This window comes from Corynebacterium sphenisci DSM 44792 (assembly GCF_001941505.1).
GTDB lineage: Bacteria > Actinomycetota > Actinomycetes > Mycobacteriales > Mycobacteriaceae > Corynebacterium > Corynebacterium sphenisci.
Window position 1 is genome coordinate 2,067,852 of sequence record NZ_CP009248.1, and the last position, 20,009, is coordinate 2,087,860.

Below are 20,009 nucleotides of genomic sequence, written 5' to 3' on the forward strand. Positions count from 1 at the left end.
CGCGGCGGGTCAGCCCCGGCCGGGGGCGAGCAGCCGGGCGACCCGGCGGGCGCCGGGGACGTCGCGCAGCGCCAGCGGCGGGCCCCAGGGATCCACCCGCAGCTCCAGGTCCGCCCCGCGGCGATCCACCGCCCGGATCGCGGCCCGGTCGATGACCACCACCCGGGGCCGCAGCCAGCCGCGGCGCAGCAGGATCCGCCGGTCGGTGACCACGGTGCGCTCCCCCAGCCAGGCCGCCACCGGGGCCGCCGCGCGCCAGGCGACCAGCCCCGCCCAGGCGACCAGCAGCCCCCGGCGCAGCCAGCCGAGATCCCCGGCGGCGATCAGCGGGCCGTCGATCACCCCGATGAGCAGCCAGATCACCCCGGTGATCAAGATCAGCTCCAGCCAGGGCAGCACCAGCCGGCCGAAGACGGGGTTGAGGTCGAGGAGCACCTCCTCGCCGGGGTCGAGCTCGTCCTGGGGGAAGGCCATCGCTTCAGCGGCCCCCGTATCCGCCGGCGCCGCGCAGGTGGGTGACGTCACCGGCGGTGAGCGCGTGCCGGGCGCCGTCGGCGCCCCGGATCTCCAGCTCCCCGTCGCCGAGCACCGCGGTGGCGGTGCCGTCGATGGCGGAGCCGTCGGGCAGGTCGGCGCGCACCCGCCGGCCGATGGTGGCGCAGGCGCCCCGGTAGTCGGCCATCAGCGCCGCGGGATCGGCGCGCCAGCGCGCCACCCGGGCGTCCAGGGCGGCGACGATGGCGGCGACCAGCGCCTCCCGGTCCACGTCGACGTGGCCGAGCAGGCGCAGCGAGGTGGCGTGCGGCACCGGCAGCTCCGCCTCCGCGAGGTCCACGTTCACCCCGATGCCGACGACCAGGGCGGGCGGTTCCAGGGAGGCGGCCTCGACGAGGATGCCGCAGATCTTGCGGCCCCCGACGAGCACGTCATTGGGCCACTTCAGCTCCGCGGCCACGCCGAGGCCGGCCAGGGCGTCGCGCACCGCCAGCCCGGCGACCAGGGGCAGCAGGCCGAGCCGGGTGAGCGGCACGCCCAGCGGCCGCAGCAGCACGCTGAGCGCGATATTCGCCCCGGGCGGGGCGACCCAGGACCGGTTCATCCGGCCCCGGCCGGCGTTCTGCTCCGCGGTGGCGACCACGGTGCCGCCGGGGGCGCCGGCGGCGGCCCGGTCCAGGGCGTCGGCGTTGGTGGAGCCGGTGGCCGCCGGGGCGTGCACCTCGCGGCCGGGCAGCCCGGCGCGCAGGGCGGCGGGGTCGAGGGGGGTGCGCGCGGTCATGGTGGCCGAGCATAGTCGCCGCCCGGACGCCGCCGGTCCCCCGCGCGGGCGCCGCCGCCCGCACCCGCCCCGGGGCCGGCCGTGAGCGGAATCACACCTGGCCCGCTTTACTCTTTCGTTACCGAACGCTATTTTTCCTGAACATGACAGTTCCCTCACGTTTATTGGCCGAGCCCGCCGGCACGCAGGCCCCCGCCCCGCCGGCGGCGCCCGCCCCGCCGACCCCGCCGGCCGCGCCGCGCTCCACCGCCGAACGGCACGCCGATCTGCTGCGCCGCCGCGCCGAGGCCGCCGCCCCGATGGGCCCGGCCGCCCATGAGCGGCTGCGCGCCGCCGGCCGGTTCACCGCCCGGGACCGCCTGGACCACCTGCTCGACGACGGCTCCTTCGTGGAGCTCGACGCCCTGGCCCGGCACCGCACCGAGGCCTTCGGGATGTCCGCCCGGCGCCCGGTCACCGACGGCATCGTCACCGGTTGGGGCACCGTCGACGGCCGCGAGGTGTGCGTGTTCAGCCAGGACGGCACCGTCTTCGGCGGCGCCCTCGGCGAGGTCTACGGGGAGAAGATGGTCAAGCTCCAGGAGCTGGCGATCGCCACCCGGCGACCCCTGATCGGCCTCTACGAGGGCGCCGGGGCCCGGATCCAGGACGGCGCGGTCAGCCTCGACTACATCGCCCGCACCTTCCGCGCCAACGTCCGCGCCTCCGGGGTGGTGCCCCAGATCTCGGTGATCTTCGGCGCCTGCGCCGGCGGCAACGCCTACTCCCCGGCGCTCACCGACTTCACCGTGATGGTGCGCGACTCCTCCCGGATGTTCGTCACCGGCCCGGACGTCATCCGCACCGTCACCGGGGAGCGGATCACCCAGGAGGAGCTCGGCGGGGCCGGGCCGCATATGCGCTCGGCGGGCACCATCCACTACACCGCCGAGGACGAGGCCGACGCCCTGGACTGGGTGCGCGATCTGCTCGACCACCTGCCGGACAACAACACCGGCCGACCCCCCGCCGGGGAGGGCTACGGGGCCTCGGCGGACCCGGCCTGGGCCGAGCCGGGGCCGGCGGATGCGGCCCTGGACTCGATCATCCCGGACTCGCCGAGCGTGCCCTACGACGTGCGCGAGGTGATCACCGCGCTCACCGACGACGCCGACCACCTGGAGATCCAGGCCGACCGGGCGGAGAACGTGGTCTGCTCCCTGGGCCGGCTCGACGGCCGCGCGGTCGGCTTCGTGGCCAACCAGCCGCTGCACTACGCCGGCTGCCTGGACATCGACGCCGCGGAGAAGGCCGCCCGGTTCATCCGCACCTGCGACGCCTTCGGCATCCCCCTGGTGCTGCTGGTGGACGTGCCCGGCTTCCTGCCCGGCGCGGACCAGGAGCACTCCGGGATCCTGCGCCGCGGGGCGAAGCTGCTCTACGCCTACGCCGAGGCCACGGTGCCGAAGATCACGGTGACCATGCGCAAGGCCTACGGCGGCGCCTACTGCGTGATGGGCTCCAAGGGCCTGGGCGCCGACGTCAACCTGGCCTGGCCCACCGCCCAGATCGCGGTGATGGGCGCCTCCGGGGCGGTGGGCTTCATCCACCGGGGGGAGATCCGCGCCGCCGCGGCGGCCGGGCAGGGCGAGGAGCTCGTCGCCCGGCTCATCGCCGAACGGGAGCGCGAGTACGAGGACCGGATGCTCAACCCCTACCTCGCCGCGGAACGCGGCCTGGTCGACGAGGTCATCCTGCCCTCGGAGACCCGCGGCCGGGTGGCCCGGCACCTGCGCCTGCTCGCCGATCGGCGCACGGCCTGGCCGGCCCGCAAACACGGCAACATCCCCCTCTAGCCGCCCCGCCCGGGAACGCCGCGGCCCCCGCCGGGACCCCGCCCGGGACCGCCGCGGCCCCGCCGGCCACCGCCGGCGGCGGCCGCGGGTGGATTCGGCGGGGGACGAAACCCCCGGAATGGGCGGGGGCTTCGGCGGCAAACGTAGAATGGACGACATGACGACTGCCGCACACACACCCGCCGGCGAGGGGCCGGACAAGCACACCACCGCGGGCAAGCTCGCGGACCTGCGCGCCCGCCTCGCCGAAACCCAGGCGCCGATGGGCCCGGCGCCGATCGAGAAGGTGCACGACAAGGGCAAGCTCACCGCCCGGGAGCGGATCGAGTTCCTGCTCGACGACGGCTCCTTCGTGGAGATCGACGCCCTGGCCCGGCACCGCTCGAAGAACTTCGGCCTCGACGCCAAGCGCCCGGTCACCGATGGCGTGGTCACCGGCTACGGCACCATCGACGGCCGCAAGGTCTGCGTGTTCAGCCAGGACGGCACCGTCTTCGGCGGCGCCCTCGGCGAGGTCTACGGGGAGAAGATCGTCAAGATCATGGATCTGGCGATCAAGACCGGCTGCCCGATCATCGGCATCAACGAGGGCGCCGGCGCCCGCATCCAGGAGGGCGTGGTCTCGCTCGGCCTGTACTCGCAGATCTTCTTCCGCAACACCCTGGCCTCCGGGGTGATCCCGCAGATCTCGCTGATCATGGGCGCCTGCGCCGGCGGGCACGTCTACTCCCCCGCGCTCACCGACTTCGTGGTGATGGTGGAGGGCACCTCGAAGATGTTCATCACCGGCCCGGACGTGATCAAGACGGTCACCGGCGAGGAGGTCACCCAGGAGGAGCTCGGCGGCGCCGGCACGCACATGTCGGTCTCCGGCACCTCGCACTACACCGCCGCCGATGACGAGGACGCGCTGAGCTTCGTGCAGGAGCTGGTCGGCTACCTGCCCTCGAACAACCGGGCCGAGGCGCCGCGCATCGAGCACGAGCCGATGGTCGGCGCCATCGCGGACAACATCACCGACACCGACCTCGAGCTGGACGCCATCATCCCGGACTCGCCGAACCAGCCCTACGACATCAAGGACGTGATCCACCGGCTGGTCGACGAGGGCGAGTTCCTGGAGATCCAGGAGGACTACGCGCAGAACGTGGTGATCGGCTTCGGCCGGGTGGAGGGCCGCTCGGTGGGCTTCGTCGCCAACCAGCCGATCCAGTTCGCCGGCTGCCTGGACATCCGCGCCTCGGAGAAGGCCGCCCGCTTCGTGCGCACCTGCGACGCCTTCAACATCCCGATCGTGATGCTGGTGGACGTGCCCGGCTTCCTGCCCGGCACCAACCAGGAGTACGACGGCATCATCCGCCGCGGCGCGAAGCTGCTCTTCGCCTACGCGGAGGCCACGGTGGGCAAGATCACCGTGATCACCCGCAAGGCCTACGGCGGCGCCTACTGCGTGATGGGCTCCAAGGACATGGGCGCGGACCTCAACCTGGCCTGGCCCACCGCCCAGATCGCGGTGATGGGCGCCTCCGGGGCGGTCGGCTTCGTCTACCGCCGGGAGATCAAGGCCGCCGCCGAGGCCGGGGAGGATCCGGCCGAGGTGCAGAAGCGCTATGAGCAGGAGTACGAGGACACCCTGGTCAACCCGTACGTCGCCGCCGAGCGCGGGTTCATCGACGCGGTGATCCCGCCCTCGGAGACCCGCGGCCAGATCATCGAGGGGCTGCGCCTGCTCGACCGCAAGGTGGTCAACGTGCCCGCCAAGAAGCACGGGAACATTCCGCTGTGACCGCCGCCGACCGCACCGAGGACACCGCCGCCGACCCGGGCCGCCCGCTGCTGCGGGTGCTCTCCGGCAACCCCGACGACGCCGAGGTCGCCGCGCTGACCGCGGTGGTCGCCGCCCTGGCGGCCTCCGCCGGCGGGGCCGCCGACACCGGCCCGCGCAATGACTGGGGCCGGCTCGACGAGGGCTTCCACCGGCCGCGCAGCTTCAGCCCGTCGAGCTTCCGCAACGTCGAGTACTACTAGCCGGATCCGCCGGGCCGCCGGCGGCCGCGCGCGGGCGCCGGCGGTTCCGGTGGGCCCGCCGCCGGCGGCCGGCGGTAGGCTCGGGGCCCATGCGCACCCCGACGCCGCCCCCGGCACCCGAGGCCCCGGCGGCCGCCGCCGGCCACCGCATGATCCTGGCCTCCAGCTCCCCCTCGCGGCGGCTGGTGCTGCGCCGGGCCGGGGTGGACCCGGAGGTGATCGCCCCCGAGGTGGACGAGGACGCGGTGCGCGACCGGCTCGGCGCCGCGGCCCCGGCGGAGGTGGTGCGCGCCCTCGCCGCGGCGAAGTCCGCGGCGGTGCGCGAGCGCCTGGACGGCACCCCGCGGGCCGGGGTGGACGTCATCATCGCCTGCGATTCGATGCTGCTGCTGGACGGGGCGCTCAGCGGCAAACCGCACACCGCCGCCGAATGCGCCCGGCGCTGGCGGGCCCAGGCGGGCCGGGCCGCGGAACTGCTCACCGGGCATGCGGTGACCGTGCTGCGCGACGGGGCGGTGCTCGGCGAGCACGCCGAGACGGTGGCCACCACGGTGCGCTTCGGCACCCCGGCGGAGTCCGACATCGCCGCCTACGCCGCCACCGGGGAGCCGCTGGGCTGCGCCGGGGCGTTCACCCTGGAGGCCCTGGGCGGCTGGTTCATCGACGGCGTGGACGGGGATCCGGCCAGCGTGCTGGGCCTGTCGCTGCCCCTGCTGCGCCGGATCCTGGCCGGCCACGGCCTCGGCGTGGCCCCCTTCTGGAACCTGACGGGCCCCTCCGGGGCCGCCGGGTAATAGGCTGTACCCGATGACGTCGACGGGCCGGATGCGCCCGACCGCGCACGAGCCCCGGAGGAGAACATGGCCGCACCGCAGGACCCCACCGCCCAGTTCCGGCAGTACGCCCACCCCGAACGGCTGGTGTCCAGCTCCTGGCTGGCCGCGCGGCTGGGCACCCCGGGGCTGCGGGTCGTCGAATCCGACGAGGACGCCCTCCTCTACGACATCGGGCACATCCCCGGGGCGGTGCGCATCGACTGGCACCGCGATCTCAACGACCAGGTGATCCGGGACTACATCGATCCGCGGGCCTTCGCGGAGCTGATGAGCTCCCGGGGCATCTCCCGGGAGGACACGGTGGTGGTCTACGGGGACAAGTCCAACTGGTGGGCCGCCTACACCCTGTGGGTGCTGGAGCTCTTCGGCCACCCCGACGTCCGGCTGCTCGACGGGGGCCGCGACGCCTGGATGACCGAGGAGCGCGACACCAGCTTCGAGGTCCCGGAGTACCCGCGCACCGACTACCCCGTGGTGGCGCGCGAGGACGCCCCGCTGCGCGCCTTCGCCGGGGACGCGCTGGCCCAGATGGGCCGCGGGGAGCTCATCGACGTGCGCTCCCCGGAGGAGTACCGCGGCGATCGCACCCATATGGTGGACTACCCGCAGGAGGGGGTGCTGCGCGGCGGGCACATCCCGGGCGCGCGCAACGTGCCCTGGAACCGGGCGGTGCACCCCAACTCGCGCTTCCGCTCCCGGGAGGAGCTCGACGCCATCTACGGCGAGCCCGCCGAGGACGCCATCGTCTACTGCCGGATCGGGGAGCGCTCCGCGCACACCTGGTTCGTGCTGCGCTACCTGCTCGGCTGGCGCGGGGTGCGCAACTACGACGGCTCCTGGGTGGAGTGGGGCAACATGATCCGGATGCCGATCGCCCGCGGCGACGCCCCCGGCGAGGCCCCGGCCGGGGCCTGAGGGCCCCCGGGCCCTCCCCCGGAACGGGCGCCGGCGAAACCGGCGAGTCCGGTCCCGGGGCGAACCTGTGCAAGAATGGTTTTGTCGGGTTTCGCGTCCGGTCGACCGCAACCGGGACACCCGCGGCCCACGGGCTAACGCCGTGCGCCGCCGGGGCCGCCGGGTACCGGACGAGGCCGCGGAACCTCCCGCATAACCCGCATGTCGCACCATCGTCCCCGGGGGAATCCGCCGCCGGGGCGCCACGAAAACAGGAGGGTTTCGTGTCCGAGCAGCACACCCAGAAGATCGAGAAGATTCTCGTCGCCAACCGCGGCGAGATCGCGGTGCGCGTGATCCGCGCCGCCCGCGACGCCGGTATCCCGTCGGTGGCCGTCTACGCCGAGCCGGACGCGAACGCGCCCTTCGTCGGCATGGCCGACGAGGCCTTCGCCCTCGGCGGGCAGACCTCCGCGGAGTCCTACCTGGTGTTCGACAAGATCCTCGACGCCGCCCGCAAGTCCGGGGCGAACGCGATCCACCCCGGCTACGGCTTCCTCTCCGAGAACGGCGACTTCGCCGAGGCGGTGGAGGCCGCCGGGCTCATCTGGGTGGGGCCCTCCGCGGAGTCGATCCGGGCCCTGGGCGACAAGGTCACCGCCCGCGCCATCGCGCTGAAGGCCGAGGCGCCGATGGCGCCGGGCACCAAGGAGCCGGTCAAGGACGCCTCCGAGGTGGTCGCCTTCGCCGAGGAGCATGGCCTGCCGATCGCGATCAAGGCCGCCTTCGGCGGCGGCGGCCGCGGCATGAAGGTCGCCCACTCCATGGACGAGGTCGCCGACCTCTTCGAGTCCGCCACCCGCGAGGCGGTCGCCGCCTTCGGCCGCGGGGAGTGCTTCGTGGAGCGCTACCTGGACAAGGCCCGGCACGTGGAGTGCCAGGTGGTGGCGGACAAGCACGGCAACGTGATCGTCGCCTCCACCCGCGACTGCTCCCTGCAGCGGCGCTTCCAGAAGCTCGTCGAGGAGGCCCCGGCGCCCTTCCTCACCGAGGAGCAGGATCGCCGGCTGCGCGAGTCCGCGAAGGCGATCTGCCGGGAGGCCGGCTACTACGGCGCCGGCACCGTGGAGTACCTGGTCGGCGCGGACGGGCTGATCTCCTTCCTCGAGGTGAACACCCGGCTGCAGGTGGAGCACCCGGTGACCGAGGAGGTCACCGGCATCGACCTGGTCCGGGAGCAGTTCCGGATCGCCGAGGGCCGGGAGCTCTCCGTCACGGAGGACCCGGAGCTGCGCGGGCACGCCTTCGAGTTCCGGATCAACGGCGAGGACGCCGGCTCGAACTTCATGCCCGGCCCGGGCACCATCACCGCCTACGCCGAGCCCGCCGGCCCGGGGGTGCGGATGGACTCCGGGGTGCGCGCCGGCGACGTCATCGGCGGCCAGTTCGACTCCATGCTCGCCAAGCTCATCGTCTGGGGCGAGGACCGCGAGGAGGCGCTGCGCCGCTCCGCCCGGGCCCTCGACGAGTACGTGGTGGAGGGCCTGGCCACGGTGATCCCCTTCCACCGGCACATCGTGGAGAACCCGGCCTTCGTCGGCGACGGGGAGTCCTTCGAGGTCTACACCAAGTGGATCGAGGAGGAGTGGGACAACCCGATCCCGCCCTACGCGGGCGACGCCGAGGTCGACGGGGAGGAGGCGGAGCCGGCGAAGAAGGTGATCGTGGAAATCGACGGCCGCCGGGTGGAGATCGCCCTGCCCGCGGATCTGGCGCTCGGCGGCGGCGCCGGCGGGGCCCGGAAGAAGGCGAAGAAGCGCCGCTCCGGGGGCTCGAAGAAGGCCGCCAGCGGCGATGCCGTGGTCGCCCCGATGCAGGGCACCGTGATCAAGGTGCCCGTGGAGGAGGGCGCCGAGGTCGCCGAGGGCGACACCGTGGTGGTGCTCGAGGCGATGAAGATGGAGAACCCGGTCAAGGCGCACAAGGCCGGCACCGTCACCGGGCTGGCCGCCGAGGCCGGCGCCGGGGTGGGCAAGGGCGATGTGCTGATGGAGATCAAGTAGCGCCCGCCCGCGGCCGGCGGACCCCGCGGCCCCGCCCGCCCGCGCACCGCGCGCGGCGGGCGGGGCCGCCGCCGTTGCCGGTATCCTGGGCGCATGCACCCGGACCCGAGCCCGCCCCGCGCCGACGACGCCATGCGCATCGGCGACGCGGATCGATCCCGCATGCTGGAGCTGCTGCAGGAGCATCTCGCCGCCGGCCGGCTGAGCCTCGCCGAGTTCGAGGAGCGCTCCGCGGAGGCGATCCGCGCCCGCACCCGCCGGGAGGGCCGCGCCCTGTTCGCGGATCTGCCCGCCGAGGCCCCCGGCCCCGCCGATGCCGCGGCGGCCTGGCCCCGGCCGGCGCCGCCCGCCCCGCGGGGCCCGGCGCGGCCCCCGGCGCCGCGCACCGTCGCCGAGATCGTGCCGCCCGGGGGGCCGGGCTCGCGGCGCCATGAGCGCACCGCGCTGATGGCCCTGGCCGGGGTGGCCTGGCTGGCGCTGGCCGATCTGCCGCTCATCGGCGATGCGATGTGGCTCCTGCCCGCGATCACCGCGATCCTGCTCTACGTGGCCAAGGTGGGCCCCCCGCAGTGGTACCTCACCGAGGAGCAGAAGCGGGCCCTGGACCAGCTGGAGAAGAACCCCCCGGCCGACTGACGGCCGACCGCACCCCGGAGGACACCGCCATGGAACCCATCGAACTCAACGCCGGCCGCTTCCACCTGCGGCCGCTGCGCCACGACGACCGCGTCGACGACATCCCCGCGCTGTCCCGGGCGCACGGCCGCGGGGTCTACCCCGAGTACTTCGCCGACGCCGCCGCGGACTGGGCCGCCGACCGGGCCTACCGCTGGGCGGTGGCCGAGGGCACCCGGGTGGAGCTGCTCGCCGAACTCACCGTCACCCCGGTGGGCGAGGACCAGGCCGAGATCGCGGTGCGCGCCGCCGGCGACCCGGCCCGGGTGATCGAGGTCGACGACCCGGCGCTGCCGGAGGTCACCGTCGCCGACGCCTGCGCCGCGGCGAAGGAGGCCGCCACCGGCTGGGTGGAGGGGGGCCTGGGCCGGGCGGCGGTCGCCCCGCGGCCCTACCCGGCGCACCCGGGCGATCCCCGCCCGGTGGACCGGGGGTAGCCCCGGGCCGCCCCGCCGCGGGCGCTCCGGCGCCGTCCGCCCCGCGGCGGGGCCGCCGCCCCCTAGACTCGGACGGGTGAAGATCCCGGGCCAGTTCACCTCCCAGTTCGAGACCCAGGCGCGCGCCCTGTTCAACCGGGGCGCGGGCTCGGTGGTCGCCGCCGTCGACCAGGGCACCACCTCCACCCGCTGCATCCTCTTCGACCGCGAGGGGGAGCGGGTCGGGATGAGCCAGCTGGAGCACCGCCAGATCATGCCCCGGCCCGGCTGGGTGGAGCACGACCCCCGGGAGCTGTGGGCGAACACCCGCCGGGTGCTCGCCGACGTCACCGCGGAATCGGAGTACGCCGCCAGCGACATCGCCGCCCTGGGCATCACCAACCAGCGGGAGACCACCATCGTGTGGGACCGGGAGACCGGGGAGCCGGTGTACAACGCCATCGTCTGGCAGGACACCCGCACCACCGGGATCTGCGAGCGGCTGGCCGCCGAAATCGGCGAGGAGCGGATCAACCGGGTGACCGGGCTGCCCATCTCCACCTACTTCTCCGGGCCCAAGATCGCCTGGATCCTGGACCACGTCGAGGGCGCCCGGGAGCGCGCCGAGGCCGGGGAGCTGCTCTTCGGCACCGTGGACACCTGGCTGACCTGGAACCTCACCCGCCGCGACGGCAAGGCGCTGCACGTCACCGACGTCACCAACGCCTCCCGCACCATGCTGATGAACCTGGAGACCCTGGAATGGGACCGGGAGCTGTGCGCGGCGATGGGGGTGCCGCCGGCGATGCTGCCGGCCATCGCCAGCTCCTCCCAGTACCTGGGCAAGGTGCGCTGGGCCGGGCCGGTGGCCGGGGTGCCGTTGGCCGGGATCCTCGGCGACCAGCAGGCGGCGACCTTCGGCCAGGCCTGCCTGGAGCCCGGGGAGGCGAAGAACACCTACGGCACCGGCAACTTCCTGCTGCTCAACACCGGCACCGTGCCGCAGCGCTCGGATCACGGCCTGATCACCACCGTCGCCTACCGGATCGGCGAGGAGCTGCCGGTCTACGCCCTGGAGGGATCCATCGCGGTGACCGGCTCCCTGGTGCAGTGGCTGCGCGACAACCTGGGCCTCATCCCGGACGCGCCCTCGGTGGAGGCGCTGGCGCGCACCGTGGACGACAACGGCGGCTGCTACATCGTGCCCGCCTTCTCCGGGCTGCTCGCCCCGCGCTGGCGGCCCGACGCCCGCGGGGTGATCGTGGGCCTGACCCGCTACATCACCAAGGGCCACATCGCCCGGGCCGCCCTGGAGGCCACCGCCTACCAGACCCGGGAGGTCGTCGAGGCGATGGACGCCGACTCCGGGGTGAGCCTGACCAGCCTGCGCGTCGACGGCGGGATGACCGGCAACGACCTGCTCATGCAGTTCCAGGCGGACATCCTCGGCGTCAGCGTCACCCGGCCCACGATCACCGAGACCACCGCGCTCGGCGCCGCCTACGCCGCGGGCCTGGCGGTGGGGTTCTGGGAGTCCACCGACGAGATCCGGGAGATGTGGCGGGAGGACCGCACCTTCGCCCCGAGCATGTCCGCCGAGCAGCGCGACCGGCTCTACGCCCGCTGGGATGATGCGGTGCAGCGCACCCTCGGCTGGGAGCGCTGACCCCTCCCGCGCTACCATCGCCCCATGAGCCCCGGACCACCGGCGACGCTGCGCCGCTCCCGCACCGACCGGATGCTCGCCGGGGTGCTCGCCGGGATCGGCCAATGGCTGGGCATCCCGCCGAACCGGGTGCGCCTGGCCTTCCTGATCTCCCTGCTGCTGCCCGGCCCGCAGGCGGCGCTCTACCTCATCGGCTGGCTGCTCATCCCCGACGGTGAACCGCCCCGGGACTGACCGCCCCCGCCCGGCGCACCGGCTCAGCCGGCCCCGCGCAGCAGGTAGATGTCCATGATCCAGCCGTGGCCGGCGCGCAGCCGCGCCTTCTCCGCCGCGATCTCCTCCCCCACCTCCCCGACCCGGCCGCGGCGCAGGATCTCCAGCCCGGTGCCCAGGTAGGCGCCCCAGAGGATCTCCTCGGCCGGATCGGCGTGCTCCAGCCAGGCGGCGCCGCCGTCGAGCATCACCACCGCGTCCATGCCCGCCGGGCGCTCCCCCAGCCGGCGGCCGGTGGTGGTCAGCACCGGCCGGCCCACCCGGTTCAGGGTCACCCCGTGGGCGGCGGTGAGCGCCTGCACCGCGGTGATCCCCGGGATCACCCGGGTGCCGAAGTCCACCCCGAGGGCCCGGATCCGCTCCAGGATGCGCAGCGTGGAGTCGTAGAGCGAGGGATCCCCCCACACCAGGAACGCGCCCCGGCCGCCGTCCGGCAGCGCGGCCCGGATCGCCTCGGCGAGCACCCGGGCCCGGCGGTCGTGCCAGTCCTCGACGGTGGCCCGGTAGTCCCTCGGATCCCGGTCCCGCGGCGGGTCCGGCACGGTGACCAGGCGCGCGCCCGGGGCGTGGGCGTCCAGGATGGCCCGCCGGGCGGCGAGCAGATCCGCCTTCACGGCGCCCTTGTCCATGGCGAAGACCGCGTCGACCTCGCCGAGGGCGGCGACCGCCTCCAGGGTCAGGTGCGCGGGGCTGCCCGCGCCGATGCCGATGACGTCGATGGTGAGGTTCATGGGGCGGTCCTTCCGGGGGCCAGGGGTGCCGGGGGCCAATCTACCGGCCCCGCCCGGCCGGGCCCGGACAGCGGCCCGGGACGATCCGGGCGCCTCGTGCCGGGGTGGCCGGGTGCGCTACCCTGGTGCGCGGTGATGACGCGGGCGCCGCCCGCGCCCGCCCCAGTAGCTCAGGGGATAGAGCACGGCTCTCCTAAAGCCGGTGTCGCAGGTTCGAATCCTGCCTGGGGCACGACCCGACCGCCCCCGCTGACCGGCAGCAATGCAGGACAGCGAGGGTTTGATTTGTTCACCACCGGGGTGCCCCGAGGCCATGTCGGGGCCTGCTCCCGCGAAACGCCGAGCCAAAAGTGAGCCAAAAATCGCGGCGCCGGATCGCCCCCGGCACACCACCCGGACCCCGGGGCGCGGGGCCGGCGGGAGACGGGGGAATCGAACCCACCATCAGCTCACGGCCCCCTACCGGGCCGGACGCCTCCCATGGAAAAACCCGGCATGACCACGGGTCATGCCGGGTTTGCCCGAGACGGTGTTCCGCCTACTTATCCCGCATGGCGTTGAAACGGGACATCGCCATCTCCATGAGAACGCCGTTAGCGCCCTGCGGATACAGGCGATTGGCGAGATCCAGCAGTTCATCGTCAATCATTATCCCGAGGCGCGACGCCTCTTCGATAACAGACACTGCGGCATTACCGGGATGCCCGCATTCCGCCGCGCTTGATACACTCTCCTCTTCCGCCAGGTCGGGATGGTCCTGGCGAATCCGATCCCAGAGCTGCCACTCGAGCTCGTCATAATCGTCCATGATTCGTCCACCTACTCCACCGGCCGGAACCTCGACCGTTTCCGCCTCGTGCGGGCCGCCGATCGGCTGACCCCATTCCCATCGGCGTCGGCGACGCCTTCGCCGATCCGGTTCCGCCGGGCGGTTCCCGGTCGGGGCCTGGACGTTAGCACCCGGCGCATCGCCGATCCCCCGAGCACACCGGGATAGGGGGACGCGGCCACCCCCGGGCCATGTCGACCCCATCGGCGCCCTCCCCCGCCCCAGGGGACGTCGGCGCCGGCGGGACCATGCCCACTGGAGCGCCGTCGACCGGCCCCGGAGGACGGCGGCACAGGAGAGCCCCGGGGCATCCGGCGGGCGGCGCGCGATCCTGCCGCCGGCGGCGGTGGGAGGCCCATCGTTTTCCCCATCCGAACAGGATGGCGATTGTCGCAGGTGAGCGGGGGCTGCCGCGTCCGGTCGCCGGATACCTTCGGCCATGCAATCCAGTTCCCGAGAGAAACGAGGGCAATCATGAGCACCCCGCTCCCCGAACCCAGGAAGACCGGCCTGAAGGAGAAGTGGTCCGCGTTGAGCCGCGGCAAGAAGATCGGCGTCGTCCTTGCCGTCCTCTTCGTCATCGGCCTCATCGGCTCGATCCTCTCCCCCGCCGACCCCGAGGAGACCACCACCGCCTCGCAGGGGGCCACCACGACCGTGGTGGAGACCGTCTCCGCGGAGCCCACCGCCGAGGAAGCGGCCCCGGATCCCACCACCGCGGAGGGGGCGGCCGAGGAGGACCCCGGCGAGGAGGTGCCGGTGGAGTACCGCAATGCGCTGCGCAGCGCCGAGAGGTACCTGTCCACCATGCCCTTCTCCAAACGGGGCCTGTACGACCAGCTGACCAGCGAGTACGGGTCGGGCTTCGAACCCGACGCCGCCCAGTACGCGGTCGATAACGTCGAGGTGGACTGGAATGAGCAGGCGCTGAAGTCCGCGAGGACCTACCAGGACACCATGGCGATGTCGAAGTCGGCCATCTACGACCAGCTGGTCTCCGAGGCCGGTGAGCAGTACACCCCGGAGCAGGCCCAGTACGCGGTCGACAACCTGCCCGACTAGGGCGGCCGCCGCCGGGCCGGCCACGGCGCACCCCGCGCCGGGGCCGGCCCGGTTGCCGGGTGGGGGCACCCGGTCAGCGGGGGCGGGGTGGAGGGGCTACAGGCCCAGGGCCTCGGCGACGGCGTCGCGGATCTCCGGGGGCAGCGCGTCGAGCATCGCCTGCGGGTCCTCCCAGACCGGGTAGACGTACACCGAATCCACCACGCCGATAAGACGCACCCACTTGCCGTCGTAGCGCTGCTGGTAGCAGACGGGATCCTTTCCACCCTTCCCTCCCAGCAAGGAGAAGCAGGTCGCCTCCTGCCCGTAGGGCGAGATGATGAAGCTCTCTGCGGGCTGCTCCACCGGGCTCAACGCCTTGGACTTCCCGGGATCGTCGACGGTGTCGAGCGCCCCGGCAGCCCCGGGCGCGGCGATCAGCAGCCCCGCGACGGTGGCCGCGGCGGCGATGGTGCGGGTGACGGCGTGCATGGTGCGCTCCTGTAGGGATGTCGTGCGGTCGTCCCCAATTGTCACACCAGTCACACCGCTGCGCAGGTCCCGGCACCCCCGTGCACCCCGCCACGCAGGCCGGCCGAAAAGAGGACGGGGCCGGCGTCCCCGTGGCGGCGGCTACAGCCCCAGGGCCTCGGCGACGTCGTCGCGGATCTCCGGGGGCAGCGCGTCGAGCATCGCCCGCGGGTCCTCCCAGACGGGGTAGACGTGCACCGAATCCACCACGTGGAACAGATTCACCCATTTGCCGTCGTAGCGCTGCTGGAAGCAGGCGGGCCCCATCCCGCCCTTCCCCCCGAGCACGGAGAAGCAGGTCGCCTCCTGCCCGTAGGGCGAGATGATGATGCTGTCCTCGGGCTGCTCTATCGGGCTGTACACCCTTGAGTCCCCGGGCTTGTCGTAGACCTCAAGCGCCCCGGCGGCCCCGGGTGCGGCGAGGAGCAGGCCCGCGGCGGCGGCCCCGGCGGCGATGGTGCGGGCGATGGCGTGCATGGTGCACCCTCCTGAAGGATCCGTCACTGACGCCCCAATCGTCCCATCCGCCGCAGGTGGATGCCATCGCACCGCATCCGCCCACCCCCGGCGCACGGTGTTCCGAGGCTCGCCCGGCGCGGTGCCGCGAAGATGATTAATGTTGATCGTTGAAAGGGTGCGCCCCCGTCGTGAGGCGCGCCGGCCGCCGGAACGGGCCGCTCATGGAGGAGATCCCCCGCCAACGGGACGATCGGGCCGCCCGCTCCCCCATGGGAAAGGAAATCGTCATGGCCAAGTCCACCAAACCCGCCTTCACGGACGTCTCGGGGATGCAGGTGTTCGCCAAGCTGGTCGAGATCGACGGGAACCTGCGGCTGAAGCTGCTCGACGAGAACAGCCACCAGATCATGCTGCTGAACTTCTACGACGCCCGGCAGCTGGCCGCCGCCTGCGAGACCTTCCTCAACCAGCGCTACGGGCGCAACTTCGCCGAGATCGACGGGCACATGTCCGCCGCGGACCGGGTGGAGATCTTCGACGAGGAGCTCCAGGAGGTCGAGGCGAAGCTGCAGGCCCAGGCCGAGGAGGAGAAGGCCCGCCGCGCCGCGGAGGGCAGGTAGCCGAGCACGCCGGCCCCGGGGCGCCCGCCCCGGGGCCCCGTCCGCCGCGCCCCACCGGACGCGACCGACCGAGAGGACGCGGTGTTCACGCACACCTACGCCCGGGAACTCGCCGCCGACGCCGGCCGCGCCCGCACCGCGCTGCTGGCCGCCCTCCCCGGGCTGGACGGCTGCACCATCGTCGACGAGGGCGAGCCCATCGTGGTGCGCCGCGCCGGCGGGGAGCGGGGCCGCCGGTTCGCGCTCACCGCACGGCTCACCCCGGACGCGGGCGTGCTGCGGATGGCCATCCACGGCGGCGGGGAATCCCATGGCGAGTTCGCCGCGGAGATCGCCGCCGCGCTGCCGGAGGGGATCCTCGCCGATCAGGGCCTACCCGCGGCGCTGGCCGCCATGGCCCGCCCGGAGCTGGTGCTCGGCGGTTTCGAGCTGCGCCATCTGGCCAATGAGCTCATCCCCGGGGAACGGGTGCTCCTGATGGCCTCCTGCCATGTGCGCCGGAACCTCTCCCTGGCGGTGCTCACCGACCGGCGGCTGCTGGTGAAGGACCGCAAACTGCTGCGCTCCGGCACCCGGGAGGTCGTCCTGGCGAAGATCACCTCCCTGACCACGCTGACCAGGATCTCCGGGGACATGGTGGCGGTGACCGCGCCGAACGTCACCCTGCGGATGAAGGGGATGCATCCGGGCCGGGGCAAGACCTTCGCGGATCTGCTGCGCACCCGGATCGACGCCGCCGCGGCGCCGGCGGCGGAGGCCGGGGCGCCGGCCGGCGCCGGGGAGGTGCGCGCCCTGGCCGCGCTGCGGGAGCGCGGCCTGCTCACCGATGCCGAGTTCACCGTGGCCAAGCACCGGGCGCTGGGCCTGGGCGGGACCGGCTGAGCGGCGGCGGGGCCGGGCCCCGCGGCGCGGGGCGGGCCGCTACTGCTTCTTGCGGTTGTAGAAGGGCATCGGGGCGACGGTGGCCGCGCGCGGTTCGCCGTCCACGGCGACGCTCAGCTCGGTGCCAGCCAGGGCGCAGCGCTTGTCCACGTAGCCCATCGCGATCACCCGGTGCAGGGTGGGCGACACCGCCGCGGAGGTGACCTCCCCGACCTCGGCGCCCTCGCCGTCGGCCAGGGCGGCGCCGTCGGCGGGCGCCGCCGCGCCGACGATCTCCAGGCCCACCAGGATCCGCACCGGCTCCGGCTGGTTGACCAGGGCATTGCGCCCGATGAACCGGCCCTTGGCGGGGCTGATCAGGCTGGCGAACCCGGCCTCCAGGGGGGTGCGGGAGCGGGTGAGCTCCTTGCCGTAGAGCGGCATCCCCGCCTCCAGGCGCAGCGTGTCCCGGCAGTCCAGGCCGCAGGGCAGCACACCCAGGGACTCGCCGCGGGCGAGCAGCGCCCGCCACACCTCGACGCTGCGGTCCATGGGCGCGAAGATCTCGAAGCCGTCCTCGCCGGTGTAGCCGGTGCGGGCGATGATGGACTCCACCCCGGCGATCTCCAGGGAGGTGCAGGAGTAGTAGCGCAGATCCCGGATGGTGCGCTCGGCCTCGTCCGGGGCGACCCGGATGAGCAGCTCCTCGGCGCGGGGACCCTGCACCGCGATGAGCGCGGTGTCCACGGAGCGGTCGTCGAGCCGCACATCGTAGCCGCCGACCCGCTCCTCCAGGGTGCGCAGCACGTCATCGCAGTTGCCGGCGTTCTGCACCAGCATGAACTCGTCCACGCCGAGCCGGTAGGCGATGAGGTCGTCGATGATGCCGCCGTCCTCCTGCACGATCATGGTGTACTTCGCCTTGCCCAGCGCGATCGGCTTCATCGCGGAGATGAGGCTGTGCGCCAGGAAGGAGGGTGCGTCCGGGCCGGAGACCCGGATCTCGCCCATCTGGGAGAGGTCGAACACGCCGACGGCCTCGCGCACGGCGCGGTGCTCGTCGAGCTCGGAGCGGTAGCGCAGCGGCACCTCCCAGCCGCCGATGACGTCCATGTCGGCGCCGAGGGCGAGATGCTCCCCGTGCAGGGCGCTGCGGCGGATGGTGGAACCGGTGTCGGTCATGGGTGGCGGGCCTCCAGGGTCTTCTCGGGCTGGGCTGGGGTGAATCGACTCCATCCTATCGGCCGGTGAACGGCCGCGCCCCCGGCGGCCGCGGTGGGCGGCGCCGGGGGCGGGCGGAGGGGGCGGATCCCCGTCGGCTAATGGTCGACGGCGGCCTCGGTGCCCACCCCGGTGAGGGAGCGGACCTCCATCTCCGCGGCGAGATCCTCCTTGTGGTCGGGCTTGCCGACCAGGGTGCCGACGATCCCGGCGAGGAAGGCCAGCGGGATGGCGACCAGGCCCGGGGAGGTCAGCGGGAACCAGGAGAAGTCCACGTTGGGCAGCATCGCGGTCGGCACCCCGGACACCGCCGGGGAGAAGGCGATGAGCACCAGGGACAGGATGACGCCGGTGTACATGGAGGCCACCGCGCCGGAGGTGTTGAAGCGGCGCCAGAACAGCGACATCAGGATGGTGGGCACGTTCGCCGCGGCGGCGATGGCGAAGGCCAGCGACACCAGGAAGGCGACGTTCTGCTTCATCGCCAGGATGCCCAGCACGATGGCGGCGATGCCCAGCACCACGACGGTGATCCGGGACACCCGCACCTGCTCGGCCTCGGTGGCCTGCCCGTTGCGGATGACCGCCTGGTACAGGTCCTGGCCGACGGAGGCGGAGGCGGTGATCGCCAGGCCGGCGACCACGGCGAGCACGGTGGCGAAGGCCACCGCGGAGACCACGGCCATGAAGATGGAGCCGCCGAGCTCGTAGGCCAGCAGCGGGGCCGCGGAGTTCGCGCCGCCCGGGGCGGCCAGGATCCGGTCCGGGCCGACCAGCGCCGCGGCACCGTAGCCGAGGAACAGGGTGAGCAGGTAGAACCCGCCGATGAGCACGATCGCCCAGGTGACGGACTTGCGCGCCTCCTTGGCGGTGGGCACCGTGTAGAAGCGCATGAGCACATGCGGCAGACCGGCGACGCCGAGCACCAGGGACAGGCCCAGGGAGACGAAGTCGAGCTTGTGGGTGAAGTCCCCGCCGTACTTCAGGCCGGGCTCCAGGATGGCGCGGGCCTCGTAGCCCTTCTCCGCGGCGGTGGCGGACTTGCCGTGCATGTCCACCGCGTTCTGCAGCAGCGTGGAGAAGTTGCCCTTGACGCCCCAGAGGATGATCACGGTCATGATGATCACCGCGGCGACGAGCAGCACGGCCTTGATCATCTGCACGTAGGTGGTGCCCTTCATGCCGCCGATGAGCACGTAGGCGATCATGATGAGGCCGACGATGGCGACGATCACGGACTGCCACACCGGCTCGTCGATGTTGAGCAGCACGGCGACCAGGGAGCCGGCGCCGGCCATCTGCGCGACCAGGTAGAACAGGGTCACGAAGAGGGTGGAGATGGCGGCGGCGGTGCGCACCGGCTTCTGCCGGAGCCGGAAGGACAGCACATCGGCCATGGTGAACTTGCCGACGTTGCGCAGCGGTTCGGCGACCAGCAGCAGGGCCACCAGCCAGGCGACGAAGAAGCCGACCGAGTAGAGGAAGCCGTCGTAGCCGTTGAGCGCGATGGCGCCCACGATGCCCAGGAAGGACGCCGCGGAGAGGTAGTCGCCGGCGATGGCCAGGCCGTTCTGGGTGCCGGAGAACTGGGCGCCGCCGGTGTAGAAGTCGGAGGCGCCCTTGTTGCCGCCCTTGCCGACCCGGGTCACCACGGTCATGGTGGCGACGATGAAGACGACGAAGACGCCGATGTTGAGCAGCGGGTTGCCGGCCTGGGCCGGGTCATTCTCCGCGAGGAGCATGAGGTTGTTCAT

21 protein-coding genes and 1 tRNA gene are annotated in these 20,009 nt (G+C 73.2%); 14 read left to right on the forward strand and 8 right to left on the reverse strand.

Features of this window, described 5'->3' with window-relative positions; translation table 11 throughout:
* Nucleotides 1-9: 9 nt before the first annotated feature.
* Entirely contained in the window at nucleotides 10-474 is a 465-nt protein-coding gene (locus CSPHI_RS09380; RefSeq protein WP_075692766.1) for a PH domain-containing protein, read from the reverse strand.
* A 4-nt stretch (nucleotides 475-478) separates the two neighbouring features.
* Nucleotides 479-1,276, reverse strand: coding sequence for a biotin--[acetyl-CoA-carboxylase] ligase (locus CSPHI_RS09385; RefSeq protein WP_075692768.1), 798 nt, complete (start codon nucleotides 1,274-1,276; stop codon nucleotides 479-481).
* A gap of 143 nt (nucleotides 1,277-1,419) precedes the next feature.
* Between CSPHI_RS09385 and CSPHI_RS09390 the strand changes: the two genes are divergently transcribed.
* From CSPHI_RS09390 to CSPHI_RS09435, 10 genes are all read left to right on the forward strand, one after another.
* On the forward strand, nucleotides 1,420-3,111 hold the full coding sequence (locus CSPHI_RS09390) for an acyl-CoA carboxylase subunit beta (RefSeq protein WP_084210355.1): 1,692 nt from the start codon (nucleotides 1,420-1,422) through the stop codon (nucleotides 3,109-3,111).
* A 157-nt stretch (nucleotides 3,112-3,268) separates the two neighbouring features.
* The gene (locus CSPHI_RS09395) at nucleotides 3,269-4,897 is read left to right on the forward strand and encodes an acyl-CoA carboxylase subunit beta (protein WP_075692769.1); all 1,629 of its coding nucleotides are present in this window, start codon (nucleotides 3,269-3,271) and stop codon (nucleotides 4,895-4,897) included.
* Nucleotides 4,894-5,139: an acyl-CoA carboxylase epsilon subunit gene (locus tag CSPHI_RS09400; RefSeq protein WP_075692771.1), complete on the forward strand. Its 246-nt coding sequence runs from the start codon at nucleotides 4,894-4,896 to the stop codon at nucleotides 5,137-5,139. Before CSPHI_RS09395 ends, CSPHI_RS09400 begins: the two co-directional genes overlap by 4 nt.
* A gap of 89 nt (nucleotides 5,140-5,228) precedes the next feature.
* A complete protein-coding gene (locus tag CSPHI_RS09405) occupies nucleotides 5,229-5,933 on the forward strand; it encodes a Maf family protein (protein WP_075692773.1) in 705 nt (234 codons plus the stop codon).
* Between the two features lie 66 nt (nucleotides 5,934-5,999).
* On the forward strand, nucleotides 6,000-6,890 hold the full coding sequence (locus CSPHI_RS09410; protein WP_075692775.1) for a sulfurtransferase: 891 nt from the start codon (nucleotides 6,000-6,002) through the stop codon (nucleotides 6,888-6,890).
* Nucleotides 6,891-7,153: 263 nt separating this feature from the next.
* Nucleotides 7,154-8,932: an acetyl/propionyl/methylcrotonyl-CoA carboxylase subunit alpha gene (locus tag CSPHI_RS09415; protein WP_075692777.1), complete on the forward strand. Its 1,779-nt coding sequence runs from the start codon at nucleotides 7,154-7,156 to the stop codon at nucleotides 8,930-8,932.
* A gap of 93 nt (nucleotides 8,933-9,025) precedes the next feature.
* Nucleotides 9,026-9,568, forward strand: coding sequence for a DUF1707 SHOCT-like domain-containing protein (locus tag CSPHI_RS09420; protein ID WP_075692779.1), 543 nt, complete (start codon nucleotides 9,026-9,028; stop codon nucleotides 9,566-9,568).
* A 29-nt stretch (nucleotides 9,569-9,597) separates the two neighbouring features.
* Nucleotides 9,598-10,044: a hypothetical protein gene (locus CSPHI_RS09425; RefSeq protein ID WP_075692780.1), complete on the forward strand. Its 447-nt coding sequence runs from the start codon at nucleotides 9,598-9,600 to the stop codon at nucleotides 10,042-10,044.
* Nucleotides 10,045-10,171: 127 nt separating this feature from the next.
* Complete coding sequence (glpK, locus tag CSPHI_RS09430; RefSeq protein ID WP_157118591.1) at nucleotides 10,172-11,689, forward strand: glycerol kinase GlpK; 1,518 nt, start codon at nucleotides 10,172-10,174, stop codon at nucleotides 11,687-11,689.
* 24 nt (nucleotides 11,690-11,713) lie between these two features.
* Nucleotides 11,714-11,923, forward strand: coding sequence for a PspC domain-containing protein (locus CSPHI_RS09435; protein ID WP_075692782.1), 210 nt, complete (start codon nucleotides 11,714-11,716; stop codon nucleotides 11,921-11,923).
* A gap of 23 nt (nucleotides 11,924-11,946) precedes the next feature.
* On the opposite strand, the gene cobF is transcribed toward CSPHI_RS09435, so the two are convergent.
* Nucleotides 11,947-12,693 (reverse strand): precorrin-6A synthase (deacetylating), encoded by a 747-nt coding sequence (cobF, locus tag CSPHI_RS09440; protein ID WP_075692784.1) that lies wholly within the window; start codon nucleotides 12,691-12,693, stop codon nucleotides 11,947-11,949.
* Nucleotides 12,694-12,852: 159 nt separating this feature from the next.
* On the opposite strand from cobF, the gene CSPHI_RS09445 reads away from it, so the two are divergent.
* Nucleotides 12,853-12,925: transfer RNA gene (locus CSPHI_RS09445), tRNA-Arg, on the forward strand.
* Between the two features lie 306 nt (nucleotides 12,926-13,231).
* On the opposite strand, the gene CSPHI_RS09450 is transcribed toward CSPHI_RS09445, so the two are convergent.
* Nucleotides 13,232-13,501 (reverse strand): hypothetical protein, encoded by a 270-nt coding sequence (locus CSPHI_RS09450; RefSeq protein WP_075692786.1) that lies wholly within the window; start codon nucleotides 13,499-13,501, stop codon nucleotides 13,232-13,234.
* Between the two features lie 495 nt (nucleotides 13,502-13,996).
* Between CSPHI_RS09450 and CSPHI_RS09455 the strand changes: the two genes are divergently transcribed.
* Entirely contained in the window at nucleotides 13,997-14,584 is a 588-nt protein-coding gene (locus CSPHI_RS09455; RefSeq protein ID WP_075692788.1) for an Ltp family lipoprotein, read from the forward strand.
* 96 nt (nucleotides 14,585-14,680) lie between these two features.
* Here the strand turns inward: CSPHI_RS09455 and CSPHI_RS09460 are convergent, their stop codons facing one another.
* Together CSPHI_RS09460 and CSPHI_RS09465 are read right to left on the reverse strand one after the other, a co-directional pair.
* A complete protein-coding gene (locus CSPHI_RS09460; protein WP_075692790.1) occupies nucleotides 14,681-15,055 on the reverse strand; it encodes a hypothetical protein in 375 nt (124 codons plus the stop codon).
* Nucleotides 15,056-15,196: 141 nt separating this feature from the next.
* Nucleotides 15,197-15,571 (reverse strand): hypothetical protein, encoded by a 375-nt coding sequence (locus tag CSPHI_RS09465; protein ID WP_075692792.1) that lies wholly within the window; start codon nucleotides 15,569-15,571, stop codon nucleotides 15,197-15,199.
* A 269-nt stretch (nucleotides 15,572-15,840) separates the two neighbouring features.
* Here CSPHI_RS09465 and CSPHI_RS09470 point away from each other — a divergent pair, with 269 nt between their 5' ends.
* Together CSPHI_RS09470 and CSPHI_RS09475 are read left to right on the forward strand one after the other, a co-directional pair.
* Nucleotides 15,841-16,173, forward strand: coding sequence for a cg0963 family protein (locus tag CSPHI_RS09470; RefSeq protein WP_157118527.1), 333 nt, complete (start codon nucleotides 15,841-15,843; stop codon nucleotides 16,171-16,173).
* 81 nt (nucleotides 16,174-16,254) lie between these two features.
* Nucleotides 16,255-17,055, forward strand: a complete 801-nt coding sequence (locus tag CSPHI_RS09475) for a PH domain-containing protein (protein WP_075692796.1) — start codon at nucleotides 16,255-16,257, stop codon at nucleotides 17,053-17,055.
* A gap of 39 nt (nucleotides 17,056-17,094) precedes the next feature.
* On the opposite strand, the gene gcvT is transcribed toward CSPHI_RS09475, so the two are convergent.
* Together gcvT and CSPHI_RS09485 are read right to left on the reverse strand one after the other, a co-directional pair.
* Nucleotides 17,095-18,216: a glycine cleavage system aminomethyltransferase GcvT gene (gene gcvT / locus CSPHI_RS09480; protein WP_075692798.1), complete on the reverse strand. Its 1,122-nt coding sequence runs from the start codon at nucleotides 18,214-18,216 to the stop codon at nucleotides 17,095-17,097.
* A gap of 137 nt (nucleotides 18,217-18,353) precedes the next feature.
* Nucleotides 18,354-20,009 (reverse strand): solute symporter family protein, encoded by a 1,656-nt coding sequence (locus CSPHI_RS09485; protein ID WP_075692800.1) that lies wholly within the window; start codon nucleotides 20,007-20,009, stop codon nucleotides 18,354-18,356.